The 25,662-nt window shown below is 47.3% G+C and carries 19 protein-coding genes and 2 pseudogenes; 5 read left to right on the top strand and 16 right to left on the bottom strand.

Annotation, left to right across the window (positions count from 1 at the left end; genetic code table 11):
* Positions 1-454: 454 nt before the first annotated feature.
* Positions 455-2,443 (bottom strand): annotated as a pseudogene (locus CLFS41_RS14285) (FAD-dependent oxidoreductase); the annotation flags it as partial.
* 166 nt (positions 2,444-2,609) lie between these two features.
* On the opposite strand from CLFS41_RS14285, the gene CLFS41_RS14280 reads away from it, so the two are divergent.
* The gene (locus tag CLFS41_RS14280) at positions 2,610-3,242 is read left to right on the top strand and encodes a TetR/AcrR family transcriptional regulator (protein WP_045092625.1); all 633 of its coding nucleotides are present in this window, start codon (positions 2,610-2,612) and stop codon (positions 3,240-3,242) included.
* A 160-nt stretch (positions 3,243-3,402) separates the two neighbouring features.
* Here the strand turns inward: CLFS41_RS14280 and CLFS41_RS14275 are convergent, their stop codons facing one another.
* From CLFS41_RS14275 to CLFS41_RS30740, 3 genes are all read right to left on the bottom strand, one after another.
* Complete coding sequence (locus CLFS41_RS14275) at positions 3,403-4,428, bottom strand: hypothetical protein (protein WP_045092624.1); 1,026 nt, start codon at positions 4,426-4,428, stop codon at positions 3,403-3,405.
* A gap of 313 nt (positions 4,429-4,741) precedes the next feature.
* Positions 4,742-6,982, bottom strand: coding sequence for an ATP-binding protein (locus CLFS41_RS30745; protein WP_242856860.1), 2,241 nt, complete (start codon positions 6,980-6,982; stop codon positions 4,742-4,744).
* Positions 6,979-8,628, bottom strand: a complete 1,650-nt coding sequence (locus tag CLFS41_RS30740; protein ID WP_242856852.1) for a PAS domain-containing protein — start codon at positions 8,626-8,628, stop codon at positions 6,979-6,981. Before CLFS41_RS30740 ends, CLFS41_RS30745 begins: the two co-directional genes overlap by 4 nt.
* 182 nt (positions 8,629-8,810) lie before the next feature.
* Between CLFS41_RS30740 and CLFS41_RS14265 the strand changes: the two genes are divergently transcribed.
* Positions 8,811-10,253 carry a GntR family transcriptional regulator gene (locus CLFS41_RS14265; protein ID WP_045092623.1) on the top strand — a complete coding sequence of 481 codons (1,443 nt, stop codon included), beginning with the start codon at positions 8,811-8,813 and terminating at the stop codon, positions 10,251-10,253.
* A gap of 475 nt (positions 10,254-10,728) precedes the next feature.
* Complete coding sequence (locus tag CLFS41_RS14260) at positions 10,729-13,347, top strand: response regulator (protein ID WP_242856850.1); 2,619 nt, start codon at positions 10,729-10,731, stop codon at positions 13,345-13,347.
* Between the two features lie 443 nt (positions 13,348-13,790).
* On the opposite strand, the pseudogene CLFS41_RS29485 reads toward CLFS41_RS14260, so the two are convergent.
* From CLFS41_RS29485 to CLFS41_RS14210, 11 genes and pseudogenes are all read right to left on the bottom strand, one after another.
* Positions 13,791-13,940: pseudogene (locus tag CLFS41_RS29485) on the bottom strand (recombinase family protein); the annotation flags it as partial.
* 195 nt (positions 13,941-14,135) lie between these two features.
* On the bottom strand, positions 14,136-14,933 hold the full coding sequence (locus tag CLFS41_RS14250; RefSeq protein WP_045092621.1) for a class I SAM-dependent methyltransferase: 798 nt from the start codon (positions 14,931-14,933) through the stop codon (positions 14,136-14,138).
* Positions 14,934-14,967: 34 nt separating this feature from the next.
* Complete coding sequence (locus CLFS41_RS14245) at positions 14,968-15,555, bottom strand: WHG domain-containing protein (RefSeq protein ID WP_045092620.1); 588 nt, start codon at positions 15,553-15,555, stop codon at positions 14,968-14,970.
* Positions 15,556-15,888: 333 nt separating this feature from the next.
* Complete coding sequence (locus CLFS41_RS14240) at positions 15,889-17,265, bottom strand: IS1182 family transposase (protein WP_045092619.1); 1,377 nt, start codon at positions 17,263-17,265, stop codon at positions 15,889-15,891.
* Positions 17,266-17,471: 206 nt separating this feature from the next.
* The gene (locus tag CLFS41_RS14235; protein WP_347468410.1) at positions 17,472-18,026 is read right to left on the bottom strand and encodes a PDDEXK nuclease domain-containing protein; all 555 of its coding nucleotides are present in this window, start codon (positions 18,024-18,026) and stop codon (positions 17,472-17,474) included.
* 95 nt (positions 18,027-18,121) lie between these two features.
* A complete protein-coding gene (locus CLFS41_RS14230; RefSeq protein ID WP_161797492.1) occupies positions 18,122-19,084 on the bottom strand; it encodes an MATE family efflux transporter in 963 nt (320 codons plus the stop codon).
* Entirely contained in the window at positions 19,020-19,295 is a 276-nt protein-coding gene (locus CLFS41_RS30095) for a hypothetical protein (protein ID WP_007870824.1), read from the bottom strand. Before CLFS41_RS30095 ends, CLFS41_RS14230 begins: the two co-directional genes overlap by 65 nt.
* 42 nt (positions 19,296-19,337) lie before the next feature.
* The gene (locus CLFS41_RS14225) at positions 19,338-19,712 is read right to left on the bottom strand and encodes a hypothetical protein (protein WP_007870822.1); all 375 of its coding nucleotides are present in this window, start codon (positions 19,710-19,712) and stop codon (positions 19,338-19,340) included.
* Positions 19,713-19,736: 24 nt separating this feature from the next.
* The gene (locus CLFS41_RS14220; RefSeq protein WP_045092617.1) at positions 19,737-20,840 is read right to left on the bottom strand and encodes a HAMP domain-containing sensor histidine kinase; all 1,104 of its coding nucleotides are present in this window, start codon (positions 20,838-20,840) and stop codon (positions 19,737-19,739) included.
* Complete coding sequence (locus CLFS41_RS14215) at positions 20,837-21,508, bottom strand: response regulator transcription factor (protein WP_007870818.1); 672 nt, start codon at positions 21,506-21,508, stop codon at positions 20,837-20,839. The genes CLFS41_RS14220 and CLFS41_RS14215 overlap by 4 nt, the downstream gene beginning before the upstream one ends.
* A gap of 170 nt (positions 21,509-21,678) precedes the next feature.
* Positions 21,679-22,047 carry a hypothetical protein gene (locus tag CLFS41_RS14210; RefSeq protein WP_007870816.1) on the bottom strand — a complete coding sequence of 123 codons (369 nt, stop codon included), beginning with the start codon at positions 22,045-22,047 and terminating at the stop codon, positions 21,679-21,681.
* A 182-nt stretch (positions 22,048-22,229) separates the two neighbouring features.
* Here CLFS41_RS14210 and CLFS41_RS14205 point away from each other — a divergent pair, with 182 nt between their 5' ends.
* Complete coding sequence (locus CLFS41_RS14205; protein ID WP_052665735.1) at positions 22,230-22,745, top strand: SDR family oxidoreductase; 516 nt, start codon at positions 22,230-22,232, stop codon at positions 22,743-22,745.
* A 199-nt stretch (positions 22,746-22,944) separates the two neighbouring features.
* Entirely contained in the window at positions 22,945-24,024 is a 1,080-nt protein-coding gene (locus tag CLFS41_RS29000; RefSeq protein ID WP_052665729.1) for an aldehyde dehydrogenase family protein, read from the top strand.
* Positions 24,025-24,116: 92 nt separating this feature from the next.
* On the opposite strand, the gene CLFS41_RS14195 is transcribed toward CLFS41_RS29000, so the two are convergent.
* Complete coding sequence (locus tag CLFS41_RS14195) at positions 24,117-25,478, bottom strand: MATE family efflux transporter (protein WP_045092616.1); 1,362 nt, start codon at positions 25,476-25,478, stop codon at positions 24,117-24,119.
* Between the last annotated feature and the right edge of the window lie 184 nt (positions 25,479-25,662).

Raw genomic sequence — 25,662 nt, 5'->3', positions numbered from 1 at the left:
GCACCGGCTTTGTCACGTAATCCCTGGAAAGGTAGATCTGACAGGATCCCCCGTAGGTCCCCTCGGTAAAACGTGTGGGACGGATGGAATGTGGAAGCCCCGCCGGGATATAAACCGCACTGGGTGATTCCAGGTAATAGGTGTCGTCCCCCAACGTAATGCAGAATTCCACATCCCCCTTTTCTCCCAGGATCAGATACATCTCATCCCCTTCATGGATATGCGGGTTGGCCTTTGCGCCTGTGCCCGAAGCCACGATCTCCGACTGGCGCCCGGTGATCTGGAATACGGTTGGGCACACCCAGGCATTGGCCTGCGGCACCAGTTCCCCGTTCATCAGAATGGGAAATCCTTTCCCTCCCACAGAACCTTCATGATCCGGCAGGGAATCCACCCAGCGTATACCTTTTATGATCAAATGCTCATACTGTTTTTTCATTCCTGTTTCCCCCTTTATATTCCTTGCCACTTCATATGCATCCCATATGGCGTACATGATATTGTGAACCCGGCTGGAATCCCCCACATTGTAAAGTTCCCGGTCCATGTTTTTCACTGCCTCATACAGCCGGTTCTCGGACCGGTATCCCACGGCGGAGATCACTGTGTCTGCTTCCAGCTGTGTTATTCCGCCCTCTTGCTCCACTGACGCAATACGGTCATGGATGGAGGTAATCCGGGCGTTCTTTAAAATCTTTACCCCATGATACTTCAGAAGATCCAGGAGCATGGAATAGTTCATAAACGGCAGGGCCTTGGGTCCGCCCAGAATCTCCGGAAGCATCTCCACCACGGTCACCTTTTTCCCCTGCTTTGCAAGCCACAGTCCTGTCTCGCATCCTACCAGGCCGCCGCCGATAATGACCACATGTTCTCCCGGGACCACACGGCCCATCAGCACCTCATCCGCCGTCACGGCCGCGGACAGTTCTTCCCGGCAAAGCCGGATGGGGACGGACCCGGTTGCGATGACCACCACATCTGCCGGAAAGCGCTCCACTTCCCCGGCATTCATCTCCTGTCCCAGACGCACCTCTACGCCGGCCAGCTCCAGCTGCCGTTCATACCAGCGCACCAGCTGATGGTCATAGCGCTTAAATTCCGGCATGCCGCCGGGGATCAGGTTGCCGCCCAGACAGCCGGACTTTTCACACAGGATCACTTTGTGCCCTCTTGCGGCAGCTACCCGGGCGCACTCACAGCCAGCCACGCCTCCGCCCACGATCAGGACGGTTTTCTTCCTGGCCCCGGGGGTGATCCCATAGATCATCTCACGCCCGCAGGCCGGATTCACCGCGCAGGACACAGGAGCCTTTGAAATCCTTCCCAGACATCCTTCATGGCATCCCAGGCAGGGCCGTACCTCGTCCAGACGGCCTCTGCGCAGCTTCTCCGGGTAATCCGGGTCGGCCAGAAGCTGGCGGCCGTATTCCACGATATCGCAGGATTTTCCCAATGCCTCCACGGCAATATCCGGGTTCTCCATCCGGCCCGCCAGGATGATGGGTACATCCACCTCTTTTTTCAGGATCTCACCAAATGGCCGGTACATCCCTTCCTCCTCAAAATACATGGGCGGATGGTTCCAGTACCAGGAATCATAAGTTCCGGCATCTACATTCAGAGCATCGTAACCGGCGGATACCAGTAGCTTTGCCGCCTGGATCCCCTCATCTATATCCCGCCCGGCCTCATCATAGACTTCACCCGGAAGGGCTCCCTGACGCAGCCCCTTCATGCAGCTCTTTAAACTGAAGCGCAGGGACACGGGGAAATCCTGACCGCAGGCATGTTTGATCCCGCGGACAATATCAGTGGCAAAGCGCAGACGGTTCTCCAGGCTTCCGCCGTACTCATCCTCCCGATGGTTATAGAGAGCGATGGCGAACTGGTCCAACAGGTATCCCTCGTGGACCGCATGGATTTCTACTCCGTCAAATCCTGACCGCTTGGCGATGACAGCGCCTTTTATAAAATCGTTTGTATACTGCCGGATCTCCTCCCTGGTCATCTCACGATGGATGAGAGACGGATCAAACCGGTTCTCCTGGGCGGACGGCGCAATACAGTTTTGAACCATGCCGGGCATGGTACTCCTTCCTGCATTGGCAGTCATCTGCAAAAAGATCTTAGCCCCATAGGCGTGGATCCTGTCATTCATCTGGTTCCCGTTATGTACAAATGCCTTGGGGTTCTTGGTTACGCACGGAATACCCGGTGAGCCAATGCCCTCTACATCCACATTCACGGTACAGACACCTGTGATGATCAGACCGATGCCGCCTTTCGCCCGCTCCACATAGTAATCCTGGAGTCTCTGGTTAAAGGCAAAATGTGGGTCCGCATAGCCGATGGGCCCCATGGGAGCCATGGCCATCTTGTTCTTCAGCTTACATTTGCCAATATACGCTGGTTCAAATAAAGCCTCATACCTGGTTTTCATTTTGCTGTCTCCTTTCGCATATCATTGTTCGCCGAACATGTTATCTGAAATGAAGTTTAACAGACTGACAGGAAAATGTCAACGCTCTTCTCTTGTTTTTTTCAACTTTTTATACTAGAATAATCCATAAGCGTCTGACGACCACAAGGAAGATGGAGGATGGAACATGGAAATGACCAACCGGCAGAAACAAGCCATGACAACAAAACGAAAATTATTGTACACCGCATATGAGCTGATCCGCGAGGAGGGCTACCCTGCCCTGACCATCCGCAGGCTCTGTGAAAAAAGCGGCGTTTCCACCGGAGCCTTTTACCACCATTACTCATCCAAGGAAGATCTGATCGCCCAGGGCTTTGCATCCTATGATGAGGGCCTGAGCGAATTTTTAAACTCATATCATGAAAAGGACCCGGTCAAGGCCGTCCGCCACATTGTGCTGAGCCTAAATCAGTACATATTTGATAACGGAGCACAATTTGCCAAAGAGCTTTATATCTCCCAGCTCTCCATCAGGGACAATTATATTACCAAAAAAAGCCGTTCCTACTATCAGGCGGTCCTGGGATTCGTGAGGCAGGCTGTGGATGAGGGACTTATCACCCCGCCTGCCCAGACCATGGACTCCGGCCATGGCAGCATTCCCATGGATCCCGAAGAGATCACGGATTTTTTGCTTCGGGTGGGCCGAGGAACCATTCTGGACTGGTGTCTCCATGACTACACCTATGACCTGATGGAACAGTCTGCAAAGGATCTGGACTTTATTTTAAATCAGCTCACGGCCGGCTCACTGTGAGACTGGTCCAAAGGTCCCGCGGCACTGGTAAAAGCGTTTGAGCTGCCCGCTCCATGGACAAACAAAGGCCGGGATACACAAGGGGATCATAAATCCGCCTGTATATCCCGGCCTTTAGCATAGACCGTTTTATGGCTGACAGTCCTGTCAATGCGGCCTGTCAATGCGCCTTATCCACCACGACTCCTGGTTCATATTCCGGCTGTCCGGTACAAAAGACCCAGTTGACATAGGGCATACTGATATAGCCGTACACTAGCAAAAGGAGGCATATCCCCAACACTGTTTTGCGCGAACGGGCAGGGCGGGCGATCAATAAAACCGGGATCATAAGGATCAGGGCTACCACCGGTATGAATAAATACACCCTTCCTCCCCGCAGGTTAATGCCGCGTGCGTCATAGATTGCAAAAAGCGTGATGCAGGTCAAGGCTGCAAAGGGGAAATTGATATGTGTCTCCTTCCAATGTTTTGTGGCCGTCTTCGGAACCTCAAATACAATGATCCGGTAAAATAAAAGATATGTAATATAAAAGGCAAGGGGACAGAATATGTATACCAGACCTTCCTGTCTTATATCAAATAACTGCCATGCCGCCACCGCAAGCACAACTCCGGCGATATTCATCAGTTTCAACATCAGCCTTACACGCCTGATCCATAACGGTGATTGATAAAAACGCGGGTGTTTTGCCCAAATCCTTTCATTCACTTCGCCCTGGTCCTGTTTTACAGTCACCTTTCCCTCACGGATGGATACATCCTGCAGTGTAATGGGGATTTCTCTCATCTCAAAGAATTTCAGCAGTTCAGCGCTTCCCCTCATGCTGCCCTCCAGACGTGCCAGGCACTGACCGTCCATATTATACAGACGTATCACTGTGTCAGATTTGACCGTGACCTTAACCAGTTTGATATCCCGCAGTTCAAACCGGCGCGTTCTGCCGAACATAGTTCGGTAACAGCACTCTTTTTTGTCTACAGTAAACCGGCGCAGCTTATAATACAGCAGTAAAAGCAAACCGCCGGCAAAGAAACCCGCGGCCATTATATAGCCAAACAAAACTGTCTCATTTCCATTTAGGTCAGAATAGATAATAATAGGTAAAAAGATAAAGGCAGCCGCAAACATCAGAACGGCTATGAGTATCAGTGGCTTATTTCCACGAACAATGATCGTATCCATTCCGGTCATCCTTTTTTTATGGACAGGACCTCTGGGGTAAAAAACCTGAAGGTCCTGTCCTTATTCACTATTAGTAGTTTACCACTATTTTATATAAACAACAAGTTACGCCAGGGTAATGATATCCATATTCCGTAAAATAATAATGGCATCCATCATCCCCGCCCAATATGCAAGGGATGTTTTCTCCATATTCATCCCATCCCTCTCTGCCAGCAGTTGATCGATCACTATCTTTATATCCGGATCCAGATTTAATGCATCAATACACTTTTATTAATAATGCCCATTGGTGGTGTGTATTTGCCCTGTGTCAGAACACCTTACCTAAGGCGGCCCGCAGCAGATCCATGTCAATGGGTTTTGCCACATGGGCATTCATCCCTGCCTCCAATGCCGCCTGGACATCTTCCGCAAAGGCATTGGCTGTCATAGCTATGATCGGTACCTCCTTTGCATCCCTACGGTCCAGGCTGCGGATTGCGCGGGTTGCTTCATATCCGTTCATTCCAGGCATCTGGATATCCATCAGTATGGCATCATAGGTCCCTGGTTCTGCTGATCGGAAGGCTTCCACCGTTCGGACTCCGTCTTCCCTGCGTACACAGGAGGCCCCTTCCATATAAAGGAGTTCGCGGAGGATTTCAGCATTGATCTCATTATCCTCGGCCACCAGAAAGCGGCGTCCGGTCAATAGGTCCGTCATCTTGGAATCAGAGGTCTCTCCCTTGTCCGCGTTCACGTTTAAAGAAGGTTCTGCCTTTTCAAACTCCAGTTCCACGGTAAATCTGCTGCCCTGTCCGATCCTGCTCTCCACTGAGATTTCGCCTCCCATTATATCAACCAGTCTCTTTGCAATGCTTAACCCCAAACCGGTGCCTTCGATCTGTGCCGCTGCCTGTTCCCGGGTAAATGGTTCAAAAATATGCTTCAGGAATTCTCCGCTCATTCCAATTCCCGTGTCCTGCACGGTAAACCGGTACCGTATATCCGCCTGCGTATGATCCGTTGCAGGTTCTTCCGCCTCTGCATCCGCCCCTGCATCCGCCGGTGCATGATCAGGCGCAAACTCTTCCACAAAAAAATCCACCCTGCCGCCAGCAGGGGTAAACTTAATCGCGTTGCTCAACAGATTGATCAGAATCTGATTGATCCTCAGTGAGTCACCGTAAAAAGCGGTATGGGAAGCCTGCTCCAGGCAAACAGACAGCCGCACGCCCTGCTCCCTGGCCTGGGGGATCAGGATCGCAGTCAGCTGGTCCACGATATCGGGAAGCAGAAGCTTCATATGGTTCAGTGATATCCTGGACTGCTCGATCCGGCTCATATCCAGCACATCATTTACCAGGCTTAGTAAATGCCTGCTGGATACAGTAATCTTTTGCAGGCAGTCCTCCAGCCTCTTCCTGTCATCCATATGAGCAAAAGCCAGGGTCGTCATGCCCACAATGGCGTTCATGGGGGTGCGGATATCATGGCTCATGGCGGATAAGAAATTACTTTTTGCCTCATTGGCCGCCTCCGCGTTGGCCAGAGCGTTTTCCAATTCCGTTTTCACCTTGCGCTCCTCAGCGATCATGTCCGTAACATCCGCCCGGACCACACAGACCGTATCATGATTCCTGTTACCCCAAAGCATACTGAACTGTTTATACCTGAGACCATTTTCGCATTGGCAGGCTGCTACAAAATCATATCCAGACGGCTCCTGTTCCAGCCGGTTAAGGATCCAGCGGATCTGAAACTGATCCTGCACATCCTTTACGGATTCAGACACGATATCGTGATCAGTAAAGATCTCAACCGCTTCCTCATAATTCTCTATGGTGTCAGGGAGCAGGTTTTCCAGGACCATGTTTCTGGTGTACATGGTAACGCTCCCGCTGCTGATATCCAGCAGTCCCATGAGTTCAAATGTATATGCCATCATGTGCAGCAGCCCCTGCTGTTCCCTGACAGAATCCGTGATATCCGTACACACCATGCAATAGCGCTCCAGGAGAGGTTCAATGGAGGCAATGGTCATGTTCTTTATGCGGATATCCCCATGATTTGCCGTGGAAAAGGTAATGGTATAGGGACCTTTCTTTAATCTTCTGCGCATTTCTTCCGCATCCAGCGCATATACAAACTGTCTGCTGTCCTTTGGCAGCACTACAGAATCTGCCATATTTGCCGCCTGACCCGAATGAGAACCTTCAAGAGGCGGAATGTAGGAAGCGCCTTTGTAATAAGCCAGTATCCTGTAGGAATCATGGAGAAGGTCCACATCCACCACAAAGTCATGGCTGGTCACAGAAAGCTGATGGAAGATCCGTTCCGATATGTTTTCTTCCGTGATGTCGGTAACCGTAAGGATTCCTATGACCTCCCCCGCCTCCGGCCCTGTGAGAAGATTCACTTTGAACTGGACGAAACGCCCGTATTTCTCCTCCGGCAGCTGGATGAAGCATTTCATCACCTGCTCTGTTTTATTCTGGGAGTATGCTTCCAATAGAGATTCATTCATAAACATGTTTAAAAATGTTTCGTGATCCTCTTTATCTGTGATCATCCCCGCAAGCCCCTGAAAAAAACATCCCGGCTGGTCCCAAACCGCTTCACAAGAGCGGAATTTGTGGAATCCCTCATTTCCACAACACGGTCCCGGGAAATATTACTGTGCCCCAGGATCAGTTCATTGGCTCCTGTCTTATGATAATGCTCCAGAAGTTGCTCATCGTACCGGCGCCGCAGCTGTTCCTGCTCTTTGACCGTCTTGGTGATATCCGTGTACACAATGTAGATCCGGAGGATGTCATCCGTTGAAGGCAGCATGGACAGCATACTGCTGGTCCAGAGATAAGTTCCATCCTTCCGCTGCATACGTGCGATCAGTTCGCATGACCCTTTTTTGCTCTTTAAAAATTTATTTAGCTTACGCAGATTCTTCTTCACGTCCTCGGGATGGATATTTGCAAAGATATCTTCATCATACAGGCGTTTCGCCTCCTCCACGGTCCGCTGCATCATGGCTGCAAAGCCCGGAGAAATAAATTCCAGCTTCATGGTCCCGTCCGGACTATATGCCATCATGGAAATCCCCCCGGGGAACTGTTCTACAATGCTTCTAAAGTAAAGATCCAGACGTTCTTTATCCCTTCGGGTCTGGACTATCTCAGTGACATCCCTTACGTATTTTACATAAGCAGGAATGCCGTTCCAGTCAGTCTCAATGGAACGGGTATAGGTGATCCGCTCAGTTCCGTCTTCTTTAATCTCATACTCTTCGCCTTCCATCCTGCCAGCCATAATGCCGCAGAATCCGCAAGGCGCCTTTTGGTGATGGAGGGCAGCATAACATTTTTCGCCAAGACAGCCAGGCGCTGGTGAAAGTATGCTGTCGGTTTCATTGACATAGAGCAGTTCAAAGGTATCCTTTGCAATGACATAGATGCTGTCCGCGGTTTCGTTGGTGATATTCTGATATAAGCGGCTTTCCGAGGACAGCCCTGTGAACACGGCATAGAACATGGCGGCCACAGAGGAGGATTTAATCTGCCGTCCATTTAAGTGAACCCAGATCAGACGGCCGTCTTTGTGGCGCATCCGGTAAGATACATCTAAAGCCTCCCCCCTTTCCAGCGCTTTTGCAGCGGCTGCCATTACCCGGTCCCGGTCAGCCTCATAGATGACATCCAATGCATCGTTTTTAGCCATTTCATTGTATTCTTCCCTGGTGTGGCCGGAGATTTCCATAACACCGTCCGAGAAATAGACGGGGACAAAGCGGCCCTCCCTCACCTCGTAGCTTGCGATTCCGCCCGGAATGGAATTTACAAGGTGGTCCAACTCCTGTTCCAGCAGCTTTTGTTTGCTGATGTCAGAGATATACTCAATATGTGCCGGGCGGCCGGCCCAGTCAATATCCTTTCCAACAAACCGGTAGGTATGGCCGTTCTCAGGATCATAAAGTTCACGGAGCGCGGATTCCTCCTGTCCAACCCTTCCTGACGGACAGGTAGGACAGGGACTGTCATATCCAAACGCCTGATAACAGGTCAAAGGGCTGTCCTTTCCCTTTTTGGATATTCTGGAACGCGCAGCTTTATTTGCATAAAGAAGCTCCCGGTTGTCCAGAGAACTGATAATAATGGTTGTTGGTGAATGATCCAATATGGACTCTAGCTGGTCCATGGAAATCCCTGTATCCTTTGTCATTGCTGGAATACTCCTCTCACGCCGTCCGGGCTGAATCACTGCAGATTTTATTTCCCTATGTTCACATACATAATAATGCTTCCAGTATACCAAATTTTATTGGGAATAGCAACGTTTTACAAGTAACCGCAATCATGTTATACTTGCTATGGTATATTAAATAGTTAAAACGAGGTGAATACGTGAAAAATGATATGGAACGGTGCCAAATTGTATATGATGTTCTGAAGACACATATACAATTTGGTGCCTATCGCTTTGGCGATGTTCTCCCCACAATGGAAAACAACACTGAAAACTTCCTTGTATCACTGGATACCATACGCAGCGCTTATCTCCAGTTGGAACAGGAGGGATATGTTACCCTGTCCCAGAATGTGGGGTCAACCGTCATTAAGGATTACGGGGAACAGGAAATAGAACAGCATGTCCAGCTTTTCTTTTCCCCTAGAAAGAGCGCATTGATCGATCTGAGCAGATCTTTGCGTCCGCTCTTTACCAATGCCCAGTGGATCGGCCTGAAAAATGCCCCAGGGGAGATTTACACCAATATGATGGAACGAAAGAGGAATCATGGCCTGCAGCCTTTTATAGCATTTAACCATATGATGCAGGCATACGACTCCCTGGGCAACGACCTACTTACCCGGCTCCTCTGGCAGGTCTATATGTTCTTTGAAGCTCCTTTTTTATGTGTGCCGGACAATCCATGGTGTGATTATGCCGTCAATGAATTTGCCCCCCGGTCCCTGGACTTTTGTCTTAACCAAGACTGGGACCCTCTCAGGGAATTGATCTGTCAGGCCCAGGATTTCCTGTCTGTGTCCTTATGTGAATTTTATAAGGAACGGATCACACTGCCGCCGCAGGATGAGATTTCCTTTACTTGGAATTCCTATAAAAAGGCGTCACAGATCTGCTATTCCCTTGCCATGGACCTGCTGATCGACATCAGCCTTGGCCGTTATCCGGTGGATACGCTGCTGCCCTCCCTTAACAGACTGTCCAAAGAGAGGAATGTGTCTGTGAGCACAGTACGCCGCACCCTCTCCCTGCTCAACGGCGTTGGCGCGGTCAAGTCCATGAAACGAATCGGAACCAAGGTCCTTCCTTTTCATGAGACGGCGGGTAACTGCGACTTTGATAACCCGGTGGTCCGCAAACGTCTCTTGGATATGGCGCAGAGCCTGCAGATCTTAACACTGTCCTGTAAAGAGGTTTCAGAACTTACAATATCATCCTTAGATGCTGAACAAATGCAGAAAAGCATAGAATTCCTGACTACAATGGAAGCGCGTCAGATGTATCATCTTATTGCTTATGACGCCCTTGACCTGTTAAGGCAGTTTGCCCCCTACCGGGCGGTCCGTACCGTTTACAGCGAGCTTTTAAAGCAGCTCTTCTGGGGATATGGCCTGCGCAGTATGTGGAAAGAAGATGAGGGACAGACCGATTTCTGTCTCTCATCTTATAAGACCTTACTCCAGTCCCTGAAAGACAGGGATCCCATCCGTTTTTCCGGTGATCTGGAAGCACTCATGATCCATGAGTTCCGTCTTGCAATCACTAAACTGGTCCGGCTGGGAATCGGAGAAGCAGAAAGACTTCTGATCCCTGACCTTTAGGTAAAGTTACCTGACCCTGGAACAAAAGGCTTGTGCACAAAGGCTTGTACGCAAAGCAAAGAACTCTTTCAAATCTTAGGAAAGGAAGAAATGATTAAAATACCAAACCAGGCCAATCTAAAGTTCCAAATGATGACAGATAACTCACTGCACCCCAACAACCATAATAAAAACAGCAAGAATCTGCAGCATCCTGGACACCAAGACACCCCTTGCTATTTTTTATTTCTTTTGTTATACTTATGGCAATAATTAGGTATGTGAACATAGAATTGCAGTTTTTAGGACGGGTGGCCAAACAATGGATATCAAAAAAAGATACAAACGAAGGGATTCTGATCCGCCGCAGTTGTCAGGAAGAACATGTCCTGCAGGAATCGATTTATTAAAGGTCGGTGTTATCTGCTGTTTGTTGGATGACTCCTTAACAATTTTATGGGGGAACTCCGGCTTTTTCCGCCTTACAGGATATACAATGGAAGGATTTTATCATCTCTTCTCAAGTCTGGAGGAGTACTACCGTCCGTTTCCCGATGATTTCACAGCAATACGCCATGAGGCGGCTCAGGCAGCCTCCACAGGTGATCCTAATCTTGATATGACCATCCGGCTGCCCAGGAAGGCAGATGGTTTTTCCTGGGTACGCCTTCTGGGGACCATAACCGCGGATCCGGCAGCAAGGAGCCCGGTGCTCCAATTGGAATTAGCCGATGTAAACGCGCTGGCCTTTGAAAAAGAAGAACAGGCCCGGCTATGCCAACAGCAGCACCATTGCTTCCAATCGGTGCTGGATACATACGAAGGAAATGCCTATGTCAGTGATATGGATACATATGAGCTTCTTTATCTGAATCATACTTCCTGCAAGGTTCTTGGCATGCCGGCAGCGAAAACAGTTGGCCGTAAGTGTTATGAAGTGATCCAGGGACGTACCTCCCCCTGCCCTTTCTGCACCAACTGCAAACTGAACAAAGATAATTTTTATAAGTGGGAGTTCTATAATCCCACTCTGGGCCGGACATTTATGATCAAGAATCTGGAGATCGGCTGGAAGGGGCACCGGGCACGGCTGGAACTCTCCCATGATATGTTCAGCGCGGAGTATAAACTGGCTAAAAAGGACCAGGAGCGGGATGCGCTGATCAACAGTGTCCATGGCGGATTTGCGCGGGTGGATGCCAGAGATATGAGGACAATCCTCTGGTATGGCGGCGGCTTCCTGGACCTGATCGGCTATACAGGGAATGAATTTGAGCAGATGCTGCATTCCCAGTGTACCTATGTGCACCCGGATGATATTGTCCATATAACTGATATTATGGATCAGTCAAGGGTGACCGGAAAACCCACAGCGGCCGAAGGGCGTATTGTCACTTATCATGGCGCTCTCAAAATACTGGCACTGTCCTTCAGCTTTGTCAGTGCCCAGGACAGCTGGGACGGCATCCCCTCCTATTACAGCGTGGGCCTTGACGTAACCAAGGAGCGCATGGAGCAGGCGAGACAGAGGCAGGTGCTGGAGGATGCCTGTAAGACAGCCCGGATTGCCAGTGATGCAAAAACCAACTTCCTCTCCTCCATGTCCCATGATATCCGTACACCTATGAATGCCATCATAGGCATGTCGGTCATTGCACAGTCAAATCTGAACTCACCAGATAAAATACAGGACTGCCTTGCAAAGATCAACACCTCCAGCCGCCATCTGCTGAATCTGATCAATGAGGTTCTGGATATGTCCAAGATTGAAAGCGGGAAGATCGATCTGATATATGAGGAAGTCTCCCTTCCCAAGCTGATCGAAGATGTGATGGATGTATTCCGCCCTCTGGTAGCGGAAAAATATCAGACACTGCAGGTAAATGCCAATCGGGTCCGCCATGAACATGTGGTGACAGACAAGGGACGCCTGCAGCAGGTGCTTGTAAATCTACTCTCCAACGCCGTCAAATATACGCCTGAAGGCGGGAACATCGGGCTGCGGATCCAGGAAACCCCGTCTTTTGCAAAGGGCAAGGGACAGTATTCTTTCGTGGTCACCGACTCAGGGATCGGAATGCATGAGGACTTCATCTCCCATGTCTTTGAACCATTCTCCCGGGCAGATGACGCCAGGATCAACAATATCCAGGGCACCGGCCTTGGAATGGCGATCACACAGAATATCGTACGCATGATGAACGGCACCATCGAGGTGAAAAGCACTCCGGGAAAAGGCAGCCAGTTTGTGGTTGCCGTTACCTTTGATCTGTGCAGTGAGCCGGAAACAGATGACGGGGAACTGGCCGGACTGCCTGTTTTGGTGGCGGATGACGACCAGGCCATATGTGAAAGTGTTTCAGAAATCCTGAATGAACTGGGAATGCAGTGCAGCTGGGTTCTGTCCGGCAGGGAAGCCGTGGACCGTGTTGTTAAGGCCCATGAACAGTCGGATGACTTTTTTGCAGTGATCCTGGACTGGATCATGCCCGATATTGACGGTCTGGAAACCCTGAAGCTGATCCGCACAAGGGTTGGCCCGGATATGCCCATTATCATTATTTCCGCCTACGACTTTTCTGAGATTGAGGATAAGTTCCGGCTGGCAGGCGCAGATGCCTTTATCACAAAACCTTTATTTAAATCAAAAATAGTATATGCTTTCCAAAAATTCCGCAGAAACGACCGTTCTGAATCCCGGAGCGCCATGCACACACGGCCAAATGCTGCCTTAAACGGTAAAAAGCTTCTGCTGGCAGAGGATAATGAACTCAACCGCGAGATTGCAATGGAACTGCTTAAGGCCCATGGCCTTTTGATCGATACAGCGGATAATGGTCTCATGGCAGTGGACCGGTTTAAAACCTCTGCTCCCGGAGAATATGCCTGCATTCTGATGGATATCCAAATGCCCGTCATGGATGGTTACAAAGCAACAAGAGCGATCCGCGCCCTGGAACATGAGGACGCCCATACCATCCCGATCCTGGCCCTGACAGCCAATGCATTTGCATCCGATATAGGAAAAGCCCACAGTGCGGGAATGAATGACCACATTGCAAAACCCATTGATGTGGAACTGCTTATGGAAACTTTGGGGCGGTGGATCGGATAGAGCATGTAATTTCCTCTCATTCACGCCCCTCTCATTCACGCCCCGCTCAGACACATTCCCTCTCCGCCATCTGCTTCCCCATATAAACATTCCTCCTCTGAATTTTCAATATTCTCTCGGAATCTCCTGGTGCTCAGATTTGCGAGGAGACTCCAAGAGTACTGCCATAGAGGAAGTTATCATACCATTATTCCCGTTTTGTCATGATCCTGTTTGAGAGATATTAATCATTCGTTTCTTTTTTGTCTGCCGGAAGAATATATCATATAAATTCCAATCAGCGATACGGTCCCACAGACTGCGGCTCCGGAAATCCCATTCATCAGCCTGGGATCCGGCTCTCCATCACCAAAAGACACAAGAAGGGCAGCCTGTAAAGACATCATTGATACCAGGGCATCTGCATAACCCACATTACGGACAGCGACCAAAAGCGGCGATTTCAGCCATGTGTCGGAAGAAACAAGCCCTTCATGGGGAGCGATAACAAGTATCTGGTCTTTCAGGCTCCTGTCCTTATCCTCCTTCACAGCCCGGCCCTGATAAAGATAACAGCCGTTTGTCCCAGCGAAGTCGGCGGCATCATTGACGATTTAATACACCCTCTATATTCTTTTTTTCAAAAAGAAAACGGCGGTCTGAATTTCTTCAAAACCGCCGCCTCTTTTTTTAAGAAGCAACACGAAATACCTCCGCAACGATGGTTTTTTCTTTCACCGTTATAGCGGTAGGAATTTTATAAATCTATGTAATTTATTTCATAGCTATATAATGTTGGTTTGAGTTATTTATGTAGGTTTTCTAAATATATCAATCGCATGGCTTGTTATACCTATTAAATCCATTCGCTCACAAATAGCGAAATGATACTTTAAATATAATTCAAAAGTATCTTGATTCATTTTATCTATGGCGTCACGCATAAGTAATGCGGTACCATCTGCTGCTACATAATGTAAACGATTTACAGAGAATACAGACATTATGTGATCAATATCTTCTTTACGAACAAGTTCAAATAAATCTTTTGGCTCAGATTTTGCAGCAAATGTTTTTGAATCGAGCAGACCATTTTTTATATATTCAGCAACATTGATATTGCCATGCATAAATCCTTCATCAAGGAGGCAGCCATCTGATATAACATAAGCAGCAAAAACAATTCCTCCCGGTTTTGTTACGCGAATCGCTTCCCTTAAAGCCTGCCGTTTATCTGTGACATTGTATAAATGATAAAGTGGTCCCAAAATCAGGGTAATATCATATGTGTTATCAGAAAAAGCAGATAAATTAATGGCATTACCTTGTGTAATAGTTATGTTTTCACCTGGTTGTGTATTTTTACGGAAGATTTCTATATTATGCTCTACTAATTCTACTGCATCAATAGCATGGCCTTGGCGAGCCAATGCATGTGAATACCTTCCTGTTCCAGCTCCGATTTCAAGTATATGATTGCCAGGTGTTACATATTTTTCAATGTAACGCATAGTGGTAAGAAATTCAACAGAGCCATGCTTTAATAGCAACCGTTTTTCCTCATCATAATTGCTATAAAAGTCAATTAAGTATTGATTTGATTGCACCTAACAAACCTCCTTTGCGTTTAATCTAGTAAAATTATATTTCTAAATGCCAATCAGGTTTTTCTTGCTTTATCAAAATGGATAATACGTTTATCACCATTTTTTGAGCGCTATCTTTATCCAGCTTCATTTTCTTTGTTGCCGTAAGAACAGCAATACCATGAGAGTATAAAAATAAATCCAAAAAAATTGTTTTTGCTTTTTCTAATCTGATTCCGATAGATTCAGAAAAGTCATTAGCTCTTTTTTCATTATCTTCTTCTTTATAAAAATCTGTTGCTTTTGACATATTTAAGTCCATATCATCTATGAACAAAAACTTAAATAAATAGGTTTCATCTTGAGCAAATTCAATGTATGATAGTGGGTAAACTAAAGAAGAATTGATTTTTTCCGAATCACGATAAGATGCAACAAACTGTTCATAGTATTTATACGCAAAATTAAGAAAATCCTTTTTTACTTCATCCATATTTTCATAGCAAGTGAAAATTGGTCGAGTAGAACATTGCAATTTATTGGCAATACTTCTTGCGTTTACCGTTTCAAAGCCGGTTTCTTTTGTGATTTCTAAAACAGTATTCAATATCTTTTCTTTTGTTATTTTTGCTTTTGGTGGCATATTAGTTTCTCCTTCCAGCTTTCGCGTCACTTATGTTGTATAACTACTGTTGCATAACATAAGTGATTTGTCAAGCATATATTGAAAATTGATACTTGTTTACGTTAAGCCAACTTGTCACGAAGCTATGTAATAGATTTTGGGGAAATAAATGACATTCCGGCTCTTCGGCCGGAACGTCAAACATCTGCTTGTTGGGGAACCTCCCCAAACCCGGCTTCGGGCCAACATGGAGCTGTTGATAAACCCCATAAAAAAAATGAGTAGCAGGAATATAGAGATGAATTCGATAGCCAGGAAAATATGAGAGCAAAAAAAGAACACCTTTCGGTGTCACTTTAAACATTTTACCATCCGTTTCAAGTTTAATGCGGTTGCTGATAAGAGGCAGTGTTCTTTTGCTGCCTCTAAACCTCTCCGTAATAAATGTTTTAAGTTATGTCGGGCTTTCTGTACAGCGAAGCTTCCCTCACACCAGATTTGACGCAGCCGTAATACCTCACGATGTCGTTCACTTCCATCCTTACTGTGGTTTTGCTTTACTGCCGGCTCAAATAGATTGACCTGCACACGGCGCTTGGCAGCACTCTTGGTCAGACATTGGCGACGATAGGGGCAGGATTGACAATCCTCCTTTTTCGCTTGGTATTCCCAGTAAACTCCATATTCACTTCTCTGCAACCGTTTCAGATTTAAGCATTTTCCGGCGGGACAGAGAAAGCAGTCACAACCTGCCTGATACGAAAAATCCTTGCGCATAAACGCGGATTGATACTTTGGTTCTTCATGATTGATTGGGGTATACAAACGGATTCCCTCTTCCACAAGCTTCTGATGGACCAGGCCTATATCATATCCGCTGTCAGCTCCCGCTTCTGATATCGCGAGCCCTAATTGTTCGCGGATTTGCATCAGACGGCTTACATACGGCGTTGCATCCGTCACATTTCCAGGCGTTACATGGACGTCCACGATGATCCCATGTGCACCGTCAAGGCTTTGATGGGAGAGATAGTGCATTCCCTCCGGCTTTCCCTTTCGTTTATAGAATCCAGCATCCGGATCGGTACGGCTGATTCGCTTAGGTATTGTTTTGGGCTTTTCCTTTTGACTACGATGGGATTTTTGCGGCGGGATTCGTCCGGCTTGCTCTAAGCGTTTGCGTTCTTCCTGTTCGTAGACGTCCAGGACTGACAGATATTCGGCTGGTTTGTATTCCACCTCGATGACTTGCTCCGACTTACGGGAGGCATTCGCCTTGACATGGGTGGAATCAGTCAAAATCAGTTTTCCTTCTACCAAGCCCTGGCTCATACAGGAGTGAACGACCTGGTCAAACAGTTTGCGGAACAAATCTCTTCCTGAAAACCGTTTTCTTCTGTTTTGAGAAATGGTGGAATGGTCTGGAACCCGTTCATCCAAGTCCAGACCAAGGAACCAGCGATAGGCCATGTTTACTTGAATTTCCTGCTCAATGCGCCGTTCCGATTCTATACCAAACAGAAATCCGATGAGCAGATATTTGATTAAGATAACGGGATCAATCGAAGGCCTTCCATTGTTGTGGCAATAACAATCCTCTACCTCACGGTAAATAAAAGAGAAGTCTATGAGACGATTCAACTTACGCAGCAGGTGATCTTCAGGCACCATGTCTTCAATCGTTACCAAATGAAATTTGATTTGCTTATGAGATGATTGTGTCATCATAGCCTTGGCCTCCATACTTTTCTTTTATTTTATCATACCAGAAAGTATTTGAGGAGGGTTTATCAACAGCTCCAACATGGCCCGAAGAGTCAGCATCGCTTCGCTCCTTATATTGGCTTGAGGCCATAAAATAGCAGAGACTCATTATAATCCCCTGCTATTTTTGTACTAACATAATAAATTGATTTTTTGAAAAACTCTCAACGTCATTGAGAGTTTTTATCCTCATCCACCATTTCCGTTAATTCCTTAAGTTTCTTTTGTAAGATTTCCTTGCTGATTAGTTTCGTCCGATATTCGGAAATCATGGTTGGACTCATGTTCCGGCTCAGGGCATATTCAACAACGTCCTCGTCCTTGCTCTTGCAAAGAATAATGCCAACGCTGGGATTTTCGTGGGGCTTCTTTACATCCCGGTCTAACGCTTCCAGATAGAACTGCATTTTTCCCAGGTATTCCGGTTTGAAATCATCAATTTTCAACTCAATTGCAACAAGGCATTGTAGTTCCCTATGAAAAAAGATTAAATCCGTATAATAGTCGTTCTTTCCTACTTGAAGATGATATTCTTCTCCCATAAAAATAAAATCCCTGCCAAATTCCAGTAAAAACTTTTTCATGTTCTTCAAAATGGCCTTTTTCAAATCATATTCCCTATAAGGCTCTGGCAGATCTAAAAACTCCAACATATACATGTCCCTGATTATGTTCGCAGGCGCAGCCTGGGATATGGCGGAAGGCGCCTTACCGTCTGATAGCATTAAACGCTCATAATATCCGCTGATCATTACATTTCAGAAAAATGAAATACCGCTCTTTGAAAGAACGGTAGAAGTTGCAGGTTGGTAGTCCATTTTTATTGTAATCCTTTGTACACTGAAGCAAGTATTGCAATAAACAGAACGCCGATTACATCTGTGATCGCCTGAGCCCCATAGATCGCCAGCACACTGTAAGCCGGTTTTACCAATGCCGGAAGGATCAAGAGAACGGGCACATACAAGCATTTACTGAACGCAGATACAAGCAGGGATTGTTTTTTCATCCCTCTGGCAATAAAGGACTGGATCAGCGTGGACTGCACACCGGAGAACAGCATGCCAAAGACATAAATTCGGATCAGGTTTTTGGAAACCGCGATCACCTCACCGCTCTCCGTAAACATTTTGGAAAAGCTTCCGGGAACAGCCATCAGAAGCAGCCACAGGACCGCAGCGTAAACGGTTGTTATAACAATGGAACAGGTAATGGCCTGGCGGACCCGGTCTTGTCTCCCCGCGCCGTAATTATAGCTTATAACCGGCTGCAGGCCCTGGCAGAAACCATTGACCGGCTGCCGTATAAAGGAGGAAGTCGCGGTAACGATCGTTCCCACGGAGATTGCAAGCGTGGCCCCGTCAATGGCAAAGCCGGACAGCGCGGCTGCGCCATATTTTCTCAAAGAATGGTTTAAAATAATATTGACAAGACTTTCCGCCCCGGTTGTGATAAAGTTAGAGATCCCCAATGCCACAATGCTGCCAAGAGTCTGTCGATCAGGTATCAGATTGCACCTTCTCAGGCGGATTACCGAGCGGGAGGATATCAGATATCCAACCACCCAGGCTGCCGATACCGCCTGACCGATCACTGTGGCCCATGCAGCTCCTGCCACTCCCATGTCCATGACCAGAATAAACACCGCGTCTAATACAATGTTGATCACGGCACCGATGATCACGGAAATCATACCAATGAATGTTTTCCCCTGGGTATTAATAAAAACATTCATTCCCGTTATCAGCATGGAGAAGGGAATGCCCATGCTGATGATTCTCACATATTGGACTGCATAGGGAAGATTTGCTTCGGTGGATCCAAACAAGGGCAATACCGCCCAGGGCTACTGCTCCGATCCCCGGTATCCTTCCCACAAAAATACGGTCAACAATATTGTAAAGCATACTGACAAACTGTGCGACAACCATGGGAACCGCGGTCCGTACCACCAGCTTTCTGATATTACCTTGTGATAAATCTATTTTCTTCATGTCCGAACCTTTTTTATTTTTTGATTTATTATGCTGGTGTTTTTATTTCATCAGCTCATTTGTAAGCTCCATGATCTTAGGCGCCAGCTTCTCCCTCTGTCTTTTTGTAATACACCGGTACAGGGGAAATGAGGCCCCGATTCCGGCAATGCCCAGAAGGCCAATCCCAATGCCGGGAATAAACATAGTATCCGCCCATACCATTGTGCAGCACATGCCAATGCCAAGAAAAAGTGTGCTGGCGATTCCCAAAACCAGTGAAACTGCCATACCCTTTTTTGTTGCGCTTTCGTCCAGTTTTCTCAGCTGCTCCATCTTATTTTCTTCCGGACGAAGATATTTCTGACGAATCTGTTTGATCTCCTCCTGTTCTCCCGCGGAGTAAGTATATATGAATTTTTTCTCATTCTCTTCCATAAAAATAAACCTCCAACCCTATGTTCATTTTTCCGGCGATGACTGATTCCCCCGCCCTCCGGACGGGATCTTTTTCATCCGCACGGTGAATGTGCTCCCCTCTCCCAGTTTACTCTCTATGGATATATCGCCTCCGACAATATCCACCACCCGTTTTACCAGAGCAAGCCCCAGGCCGTTTCCCTGGGTGGCATGGGAGCTGTCCCCCTGATAAAACTTTTCAAACATGCGTTTTCCCACCTCATTGCTGATTCCGCAGCCTGTATCTGATATTTTTATCACTGCCATTGTGTTATCTGATTTTAAACTGACTGTGATTTTTCCTCCCGGCGGTGTGAATTTTATGGCATTGGACAAAAGATTATTCCAGACCAGGTCAAGCAATTCCTCATCAGACTTTACTTTTACCCGTTCCTCTATATCCGCCTCTACCTCCAGATCTTTCCGTTCCAGCACATTATCAAGACGTATGATACACTCAGACAGCTGGGTATCTAAATCAAACTCCTTTGTTTCCGGAAAAATCTGCTGGTTTTCCAGCTTGTTCAGCTTTAAGATATTGGTGATGAGCCCTGTCAGTCTGCGGCATGCATCCACTATCGCCCCTGCATACTCTTTCTTTTTTTCTTCCGAAAGCTCTGCATTTTGCAATAAAGAAGCATAGTTTTGAATGACTGACAGCGGAGTTTTTATTTCATGGGATACATTGGAAACAAAGTCGGTGCGCAACGTTTCCACCCCGGACAGTTCCTCTGCTATCCGGTTAAAATTTTCAATTAACACATCAAGTTCATTGGTATTGTCAAAATCATGGGCAAGAGGGATCCGGACAGAGTAATCGCCTCCTATCAATTTCTGGGAGGCTTTTAAAATCCGTTTCATCGGATACTCCAGCGTTATCTTACGGTAGATCCCATCTAAAACCGTTAAGATCAGGCTGATCAGCACAACATTCATGGCTGTCAGTTTAGCGCTTTCACGGACACTTCCATAGTCCGGTTCAAGATGGCTCAAAAATAGCAGCAGACAGCAGGTGATGGCAAATGTAATGATCAGAAAATAAAAAAAATATGACTTGATGGAAAACAGGCTTCTTTTATAGCTTAGCTCGGCAGGCTTGTCTTTCATTGCAGCACCGCCTTATATCCAAGTCCGCGGACTGTTTTCAGTGAAAAGCCATCACATGCGGAAAATTTCTTTCGGATTCCCGTGATATATACATCAACTGCCCGCAGCCCGATATCGCTCTCCAATCCCCAGAATTCATCCATCAGCTGCCCTCTGGAAAATGTCTTATTGGGATAAGACAGCAGTTTATACAGAATATTAAACTCTCTGGTTGTAACCGGAAGCTCTGTTCCATCTACAACAGCGGTCACCGCATCCGCATCCAATGTCAGGTTGCCGATGGTTATCTTTCTCTCCACCTCTATATTGGCCCGGCGGAGCAGGGCACGCACACGCAAAAGCAGTTCCTCCACCTCGATGGGTTTTACCATATAATCGTCAATCCCAAACTGAAATCCTTTTTGCTTGGAATTCAAGTCATCCTTTGCAGACATAAACAGGATGGGGATTGTCTTATTTACCTGCCGGACGGTTCTGGCAAATTCAAACCCGTCAATTTCCGGCATCATAATATCCGATATGATCAGGTCATATAACGTGTTATACATTTCATCATACGCATCCCGGGCATTTAAACATCCCTTAGTTATAAAACCGCTGTTATTCAAATAAGAACATACAAACCGATTCAGTTCAGAATCATCCTCCACGATTAAGATATGGACCATAGTAACATCTCCTTCCATTCCGTATGACAATATTACTTTTATATAGAGTATACCATACCTTTTGTTTGAGAATTGTTAAAATTCATTCTTGGCCTGACATGTACCTCTTTCTAATGAGTCTTCCTCTCCTCTGCCAGATGTTTTTTGCTTCCGTTTTTGACTTTAGCGTATTATTTCAAACCTTTACAGATTGGGATTAAACACAGCAGCAAAACAATACCCACAATTCCTATGACAATACCAGGTACCAGCATGTTCCATACCATTGTCAAGCACATACCGCTGCCAAGCACCAGGGCGCCTGCAATGCCGAGTACCACAGATCCCACCGCTTTGGCATTCAGCTGTATTGCAGGTTTTCCCTCCATTTTGCGGCGCACGGACAGCATTGCCAGCAGCACAACCGCGCCAACGGCCGATACCAGAATCCCCTGCCTAAATGCGTTCCACTCAGGTAACAGGCACATACACATGCCGATCCCGAATAAAATCCCTCCAACAGTTCCCATGATCAGTGATACAAAGTTTTTCTTTTCCATGAAATGATCCTCCATTCTTGTTTTGTGTACACCAGCGTACATTTTTTAGTGATTTCTCACTGGATGATTGCATTGTATCCCATGATTGTTATTGGAATGATTGAGAATTGTTTGAGAATTATTAAATGTAATAAGAAATCGGCCCCTTTCTAACATCAACTTCCCGAAGCCGGTGCCAGGTGATGATATCCAGCCGCAGGGAAGATTCCCTCAAGCGTGCCCAGGATGAAATTAAGGCAGGCGGCGGCGCGGATATCCTATACCATGCAGGGGATGCTTCCAAAGAGGAGGATGTGACAGCTCTCCTGTCAGATGCCCTGGAAAAGATGGGAACGGTTGATATTCTTGTTAACTCCCAGGGGGTCAACAAGAAATTTCCCGGAACCGAGTTCCCGGCAGATACGTGGGATGCCATGTTTGATGCCAATGTAAAATCAGTCATGCTTACCTGCAAGCATTTTGGCCGGTACATGAAGGTACATGACATTCACGGCAAAATCATCAATCTCTCCTCTGTCATCGGGATCCGGGCCGTTGGCAACGGCGGCGGAGCCGATGCCAGTTATGTCACATTCAACCCCAAAGCATGGGAAAGACCAGCGGATTATCCCTTCCCCATCCGCGAACCGGAAACCACGTTTTGCTCCGGCAGTATCAGGTTTATCCGTCCTGATCCAGACGATATGCCTACCTACTAGCCCATTGCACAGTATCTGGCCGATTTGAAGATCAAGCGGTATCTGGGAGCACAGCACACCTTCTACAATGACCCCTGCGACTACTCTCAGGTATACCGCGTGAAATAAACTAACAATTCCAGGAGGAAATCACAATGTCTATTGAAAAAAAAAGTATTGCGTATATGGTGAATGGCGCGAGTCCAAAACCGATATTTATATGTCTGTAACCGATTCCAACACCGGCGAAGTGATCGCCGAAGTGCCGCGCTGCACCCAGGAGGAAGTAGAAATAGCGATCACCTCGGCGCAAGAGGCTTCTCCCACCCCCTTAACCGCCATCCGGATCCTGGAGTTATTCTACACTGAAGCAGGATTTCCCAAGGGCGTTGTGAATCTGGTCACATGCAGCCACCACGAAGCGGATATTCTTCTCACCGACCCCAGGGTCAAGGCCGTAACCTTTGTCGGCACCACCGGCGTTGGCAAGGAGATCTATTCCAAGGCGGCTGCTAACGGCAAGCGTGTCCAGGCCCAGTGTGGGGCAAAGAACCATGCCCTGGTTCTGGAAGACGCTGATTTGGAGAACAGTGTCAATGCGGTCATCAACTCCTCCTTTGGCTGTGGGGGTATGCACTGCATGGCTTTGCCTGTCATCTGTGTTCAGGAGAGCATTGCCGATCAGTTTGTAGCTCTGCTCAAAAAGAAATCCCAGGAGCTTGTTGTAGGCTGGGCGGCGATGGGAAATAATCCGGCCTCGGCTTCCATTGTAATTGTAATCACCATGCTGACCCAGGTGTGCGGAGGAATCGAATGGGCAATCACAATCATTGGCTGTATGATGATCCTGCTATGCATCGGAGCAATGCTTATACCTGACACTCCCCAGGAGGCTGGGGAGAATCCGGCTAATCTGACGGATGAGGAGGCAGCCCTGGCGGCAGAAGGTGAACCGCCGGAGCAGGGGACACAGACCTACCGCTGTTTTCTGCGCACCAGAAAATTCTGGTTTGTCAGTCTGGGCGTGGGCATATACATGATGGTTACCGTGGGCGTAATAAGTCAGCTGATCCTACGGCTGACCAGTATCGGACTGTCCCGGAGTGCTGCTATGATAGCCATGTCGGTGTGCGCACTAATCGGCACGGTTGGAAGCTATCTGTGGGGAATGCTGGATCAGAAATGCGGCACAAAGAATGCAGCCGCGCTCTACGGCGTTTGGTATGCAACAGCAGTGGCCTTAAATATGGTGCCTAACCGTCTGTGTATCTACCTGTCCATCCTGATGCATCCAGCCTGAATTATTTAAGACATACATGAACTGCTTTGACCCTGCACTTGCTTTTTGTAAAACGCAATTCCGTAATCCAGGACTTCCGAATATCTGTTCCCCTATGGTTTTCCATCCATCCTCTTAAATTCGCTTACCGCCATCCTGATTGCTACGATCAATACAATCATATCCGTGATCACCGGTGCTGTGAATATACCATGTACCCCCAGTCCAGCCACATGCGGCATAATAATTGCAGCAGGAATATAGAGGACAATCTGGCGCAGGATCACCAATACACTTGCCTTCGTGGCCCTGCCCAGGGACTGCATCAGAGTCAGGACCACAATCCAGAAGCCTAACAGGATAAAGGATATAAAAAACAGGCGAAATGCCCCCGCTCCCTGTTCTGCCACAGAAAGAGTTGTTATAAACATGGATAGGATCGCTTTGGGTGCAGTCATAATCGGCAAATAGAAAATGAGTGCCAGCAAGGTTGCTGCTATGGAAAAAATTTTGGTTATGTATTTTACACGGTCATATTGCTTTGCCCCATAGTTGGTACCCACGGCCGGCTGATATCTCTGTGAAAGCCCCCACAAAGGAATGAAGGCAAAGGAAACCACACGATAAGTTGCCCCCAGAATAATCTGCCATGTATCGCCTCCATGCTGAGCAGCAAGGTTATAAAGCACGGTCTGCTGTACGAGCATCATAACCTGCATGAGCATAGCAGATACACCCACGCCGATAATTTCATGAAATAGATCTTTCTCAATACGTATAGCATGGATCCGCACTGCCCTGCTTTTCTTTTTAAAGTACCACAGTGTGGCAGCTGCATATGCGACCTGGGAAAGAATTGTTGCGTAGGCGGCCCCATCAATTCCCCGCCCATAGGGATTAAGAAGCAGAATGAAAACCGGATCAAGGATAATATTCATGACCGCGGAACCGGCGCTGAACATCATGGCCCGTTTAAGCAGTCCTTCACCGCGCATGATCATGTTTGCCGACTGTGCAAAGTTGACAAACAGACTGCCGGCAAAAATAATACGCAGGTATCGTGTTGCAAGCGATAGGATTTCACCTTTTGCACCGGAAAGCATCAAAATCTGCTTTGTAAAAATCATACCACCCGCCATAATGATAAGTGAAAATATGAGGTTTAGAGCAATTAAATTCCCCATGATCTTATCGATTACAGCCTGGTCCTTCTTCCCGATCGCCCTGGACAGGACCGAGGCAGAGCCAACGCCGATCAGGGTGGAAATCCCGGTATTGGCTAAAGTAAAGGGATAAGACACCGATACTGCGGCCATTGCACGATCTCCTATCATTTGCCCGACATAAACACCATCCATGAAATTATAAAGCCCTACCACCACCATTCCAACAATTGCGGGAACACTAAGTTTTGCTACCAGCTTCCACGGGCTGTCACTCAGCAGCATAGCCCGTGTATTCATTTTTTCAGACATCAGCACGCCTCCATTCTTATAGTTGAGAGTTTTGTAGTGCATTCCACACACCGTCTAAAGATTTCACTTATTGACGGTTTTGTGTGATAATGATATAATGCGGTTAGAATTCGCTAACCTCATGATCAAGATAGCACTTTATTTGAAATGATACAATCATCTGCGCGATTTTATGGCTAATCGT

It is taken from the genome of Clostridium sp. FS41 (genome assembly GCF_000954015.1).
In the GTDB taxonomy this organism is placed as follows: domain Bacteria; phylum Bacillota; class Clostridia; order Lachnospirales; family Lachnospiraceae; genus Enterocloster; species Enterocloster citroniae.
The sequence above is the reverse complement of the archived record's forward strand: the minus strand, read 5'-3'. Positions and strand labels throughout refer to the sequence as shown.

What these genes read in the sequence shown, in the direction of transcription:
- CLFS41_RS30745 (WP_242856860.1), bottom strand. Translation starts at nt 6,982, where the DNA reads ATGATCACAGATAAAGAGGATCACGAAACATTTTTAAACATGTTTATG.
- CLFS41_RS14275 (WP_045092624.1), bottom strand. Translation starts at nt 4,428, where the DNA reads ATGGATACGATCATTGTTCGTGGAAATAAGCCACTGATACTCATAGCC.
- CLFS41_RS14215 (WP_007870818.1), bottom strand. Translation starts at nt 21,508, where the DNA reads ATGGTCCATATCTTAATCGTGGAGGATGATTCTGAACTGAATCGGTTT.
- CLFS41_RS14195 (WP_045092616.1), bottom strand. Translation starts at nt 25,478, where the DNA reads ATGTCTGAAAAAATGAATACACGGGCTATGCTGCTGAGTGACAGCCCG.
- CLFS41_RS29000 (WP_052665729.1), top strand. Translation starts at nt 22,945, where the DNA reads ATGTCTGTAACCGATTCCAACACCGGCGAAGTGATCGCCGAAGTGCCG.
- CLFS41_RS14225 (WP_007870822.1), bottom strand. Translation starts at nt 19,712, where the DNA reads ATGGAAGAGAATGAGAAAAAATTCATATATACTTACTCCGCGGGAGAA.
- CLFS41_RS14260 (WP_242856850.1), top strand. Translation starts at nt 10,729, where the DNA reads ATGGAAGGATTTTATCATCTCTTCTCAAGTCTGGAGGAGTACTACCGT.
- CLFS41_RS14220 (WP_045092617.1), bottom strand. Translation starts at nt 20,840, where the DNA reads ATGAAAGACAAGCCTGCCGAGCTAAGCTATAAAAGAAGCCTGTTTTCC.
- CLFS41_RS14240 (WP_045092619.1), bottom strand. Translation starts at nt 17,265, where the DNA reads ATGATGACACAATCATCTCATAAGCAAATCAAATTTCATTTGGTAACG.
- CLFS41_RS14245 (WP_045092620.1), bottom strand. Translation starts at nt 15,555, where the DNA reads ATGCCACCAAAAGCAAAAATAACAAAAGAAAAGATATTGAATACTGTT.
- CLFS41_RS14210 (WP_007870816.1), bottom strand. Translation starts at nt 22,047, where the DNA reads ATGGAAAAGAAAAACTTTGTATCACTGATCATGGGAACTGTTGGAGGG.
- CLFS41_RS14235 (WP_347468410.1), bottom strand. Translation starts at nt 18,026, where the DNA reads ATGCTATCAGACGGTAAGGCGCCTTCCGCCATATCCCAGGCTGCGCCT.
- CLFS41_RS14205 (WP_052665735.1), top strand. Translation starts at nt 22,230, where the DNA reads ATGATATCCAGCCGCAGGGAAGATTCCCTCAAGCGTGCCCAGGATGAA.
- CLFS41_RS30095 (WP_007870824.1), bottom strand. Translation starts at nt 19,295, where the DNA reads ATGAAGAAAATAGATTTATCACAAGGTAATATCAGAAAGCTGGTGGTA.
- CLFS41_RS30740 (WP_242856852.1), bottom strand. Translation starts at nt 8,628, where the DNA reads ATGACAAAGGATACAGGGATTTCCATGGACCAGCTAGAGTCCATATTG.
- CLFS41_RS14280 (WP_045092625.1), top strand. Translation starts at nt 2,610, where the DNA reads ATGGAAATGACCAACCGGCAGAAACAAGCCATGACAACAAAACGAAAA.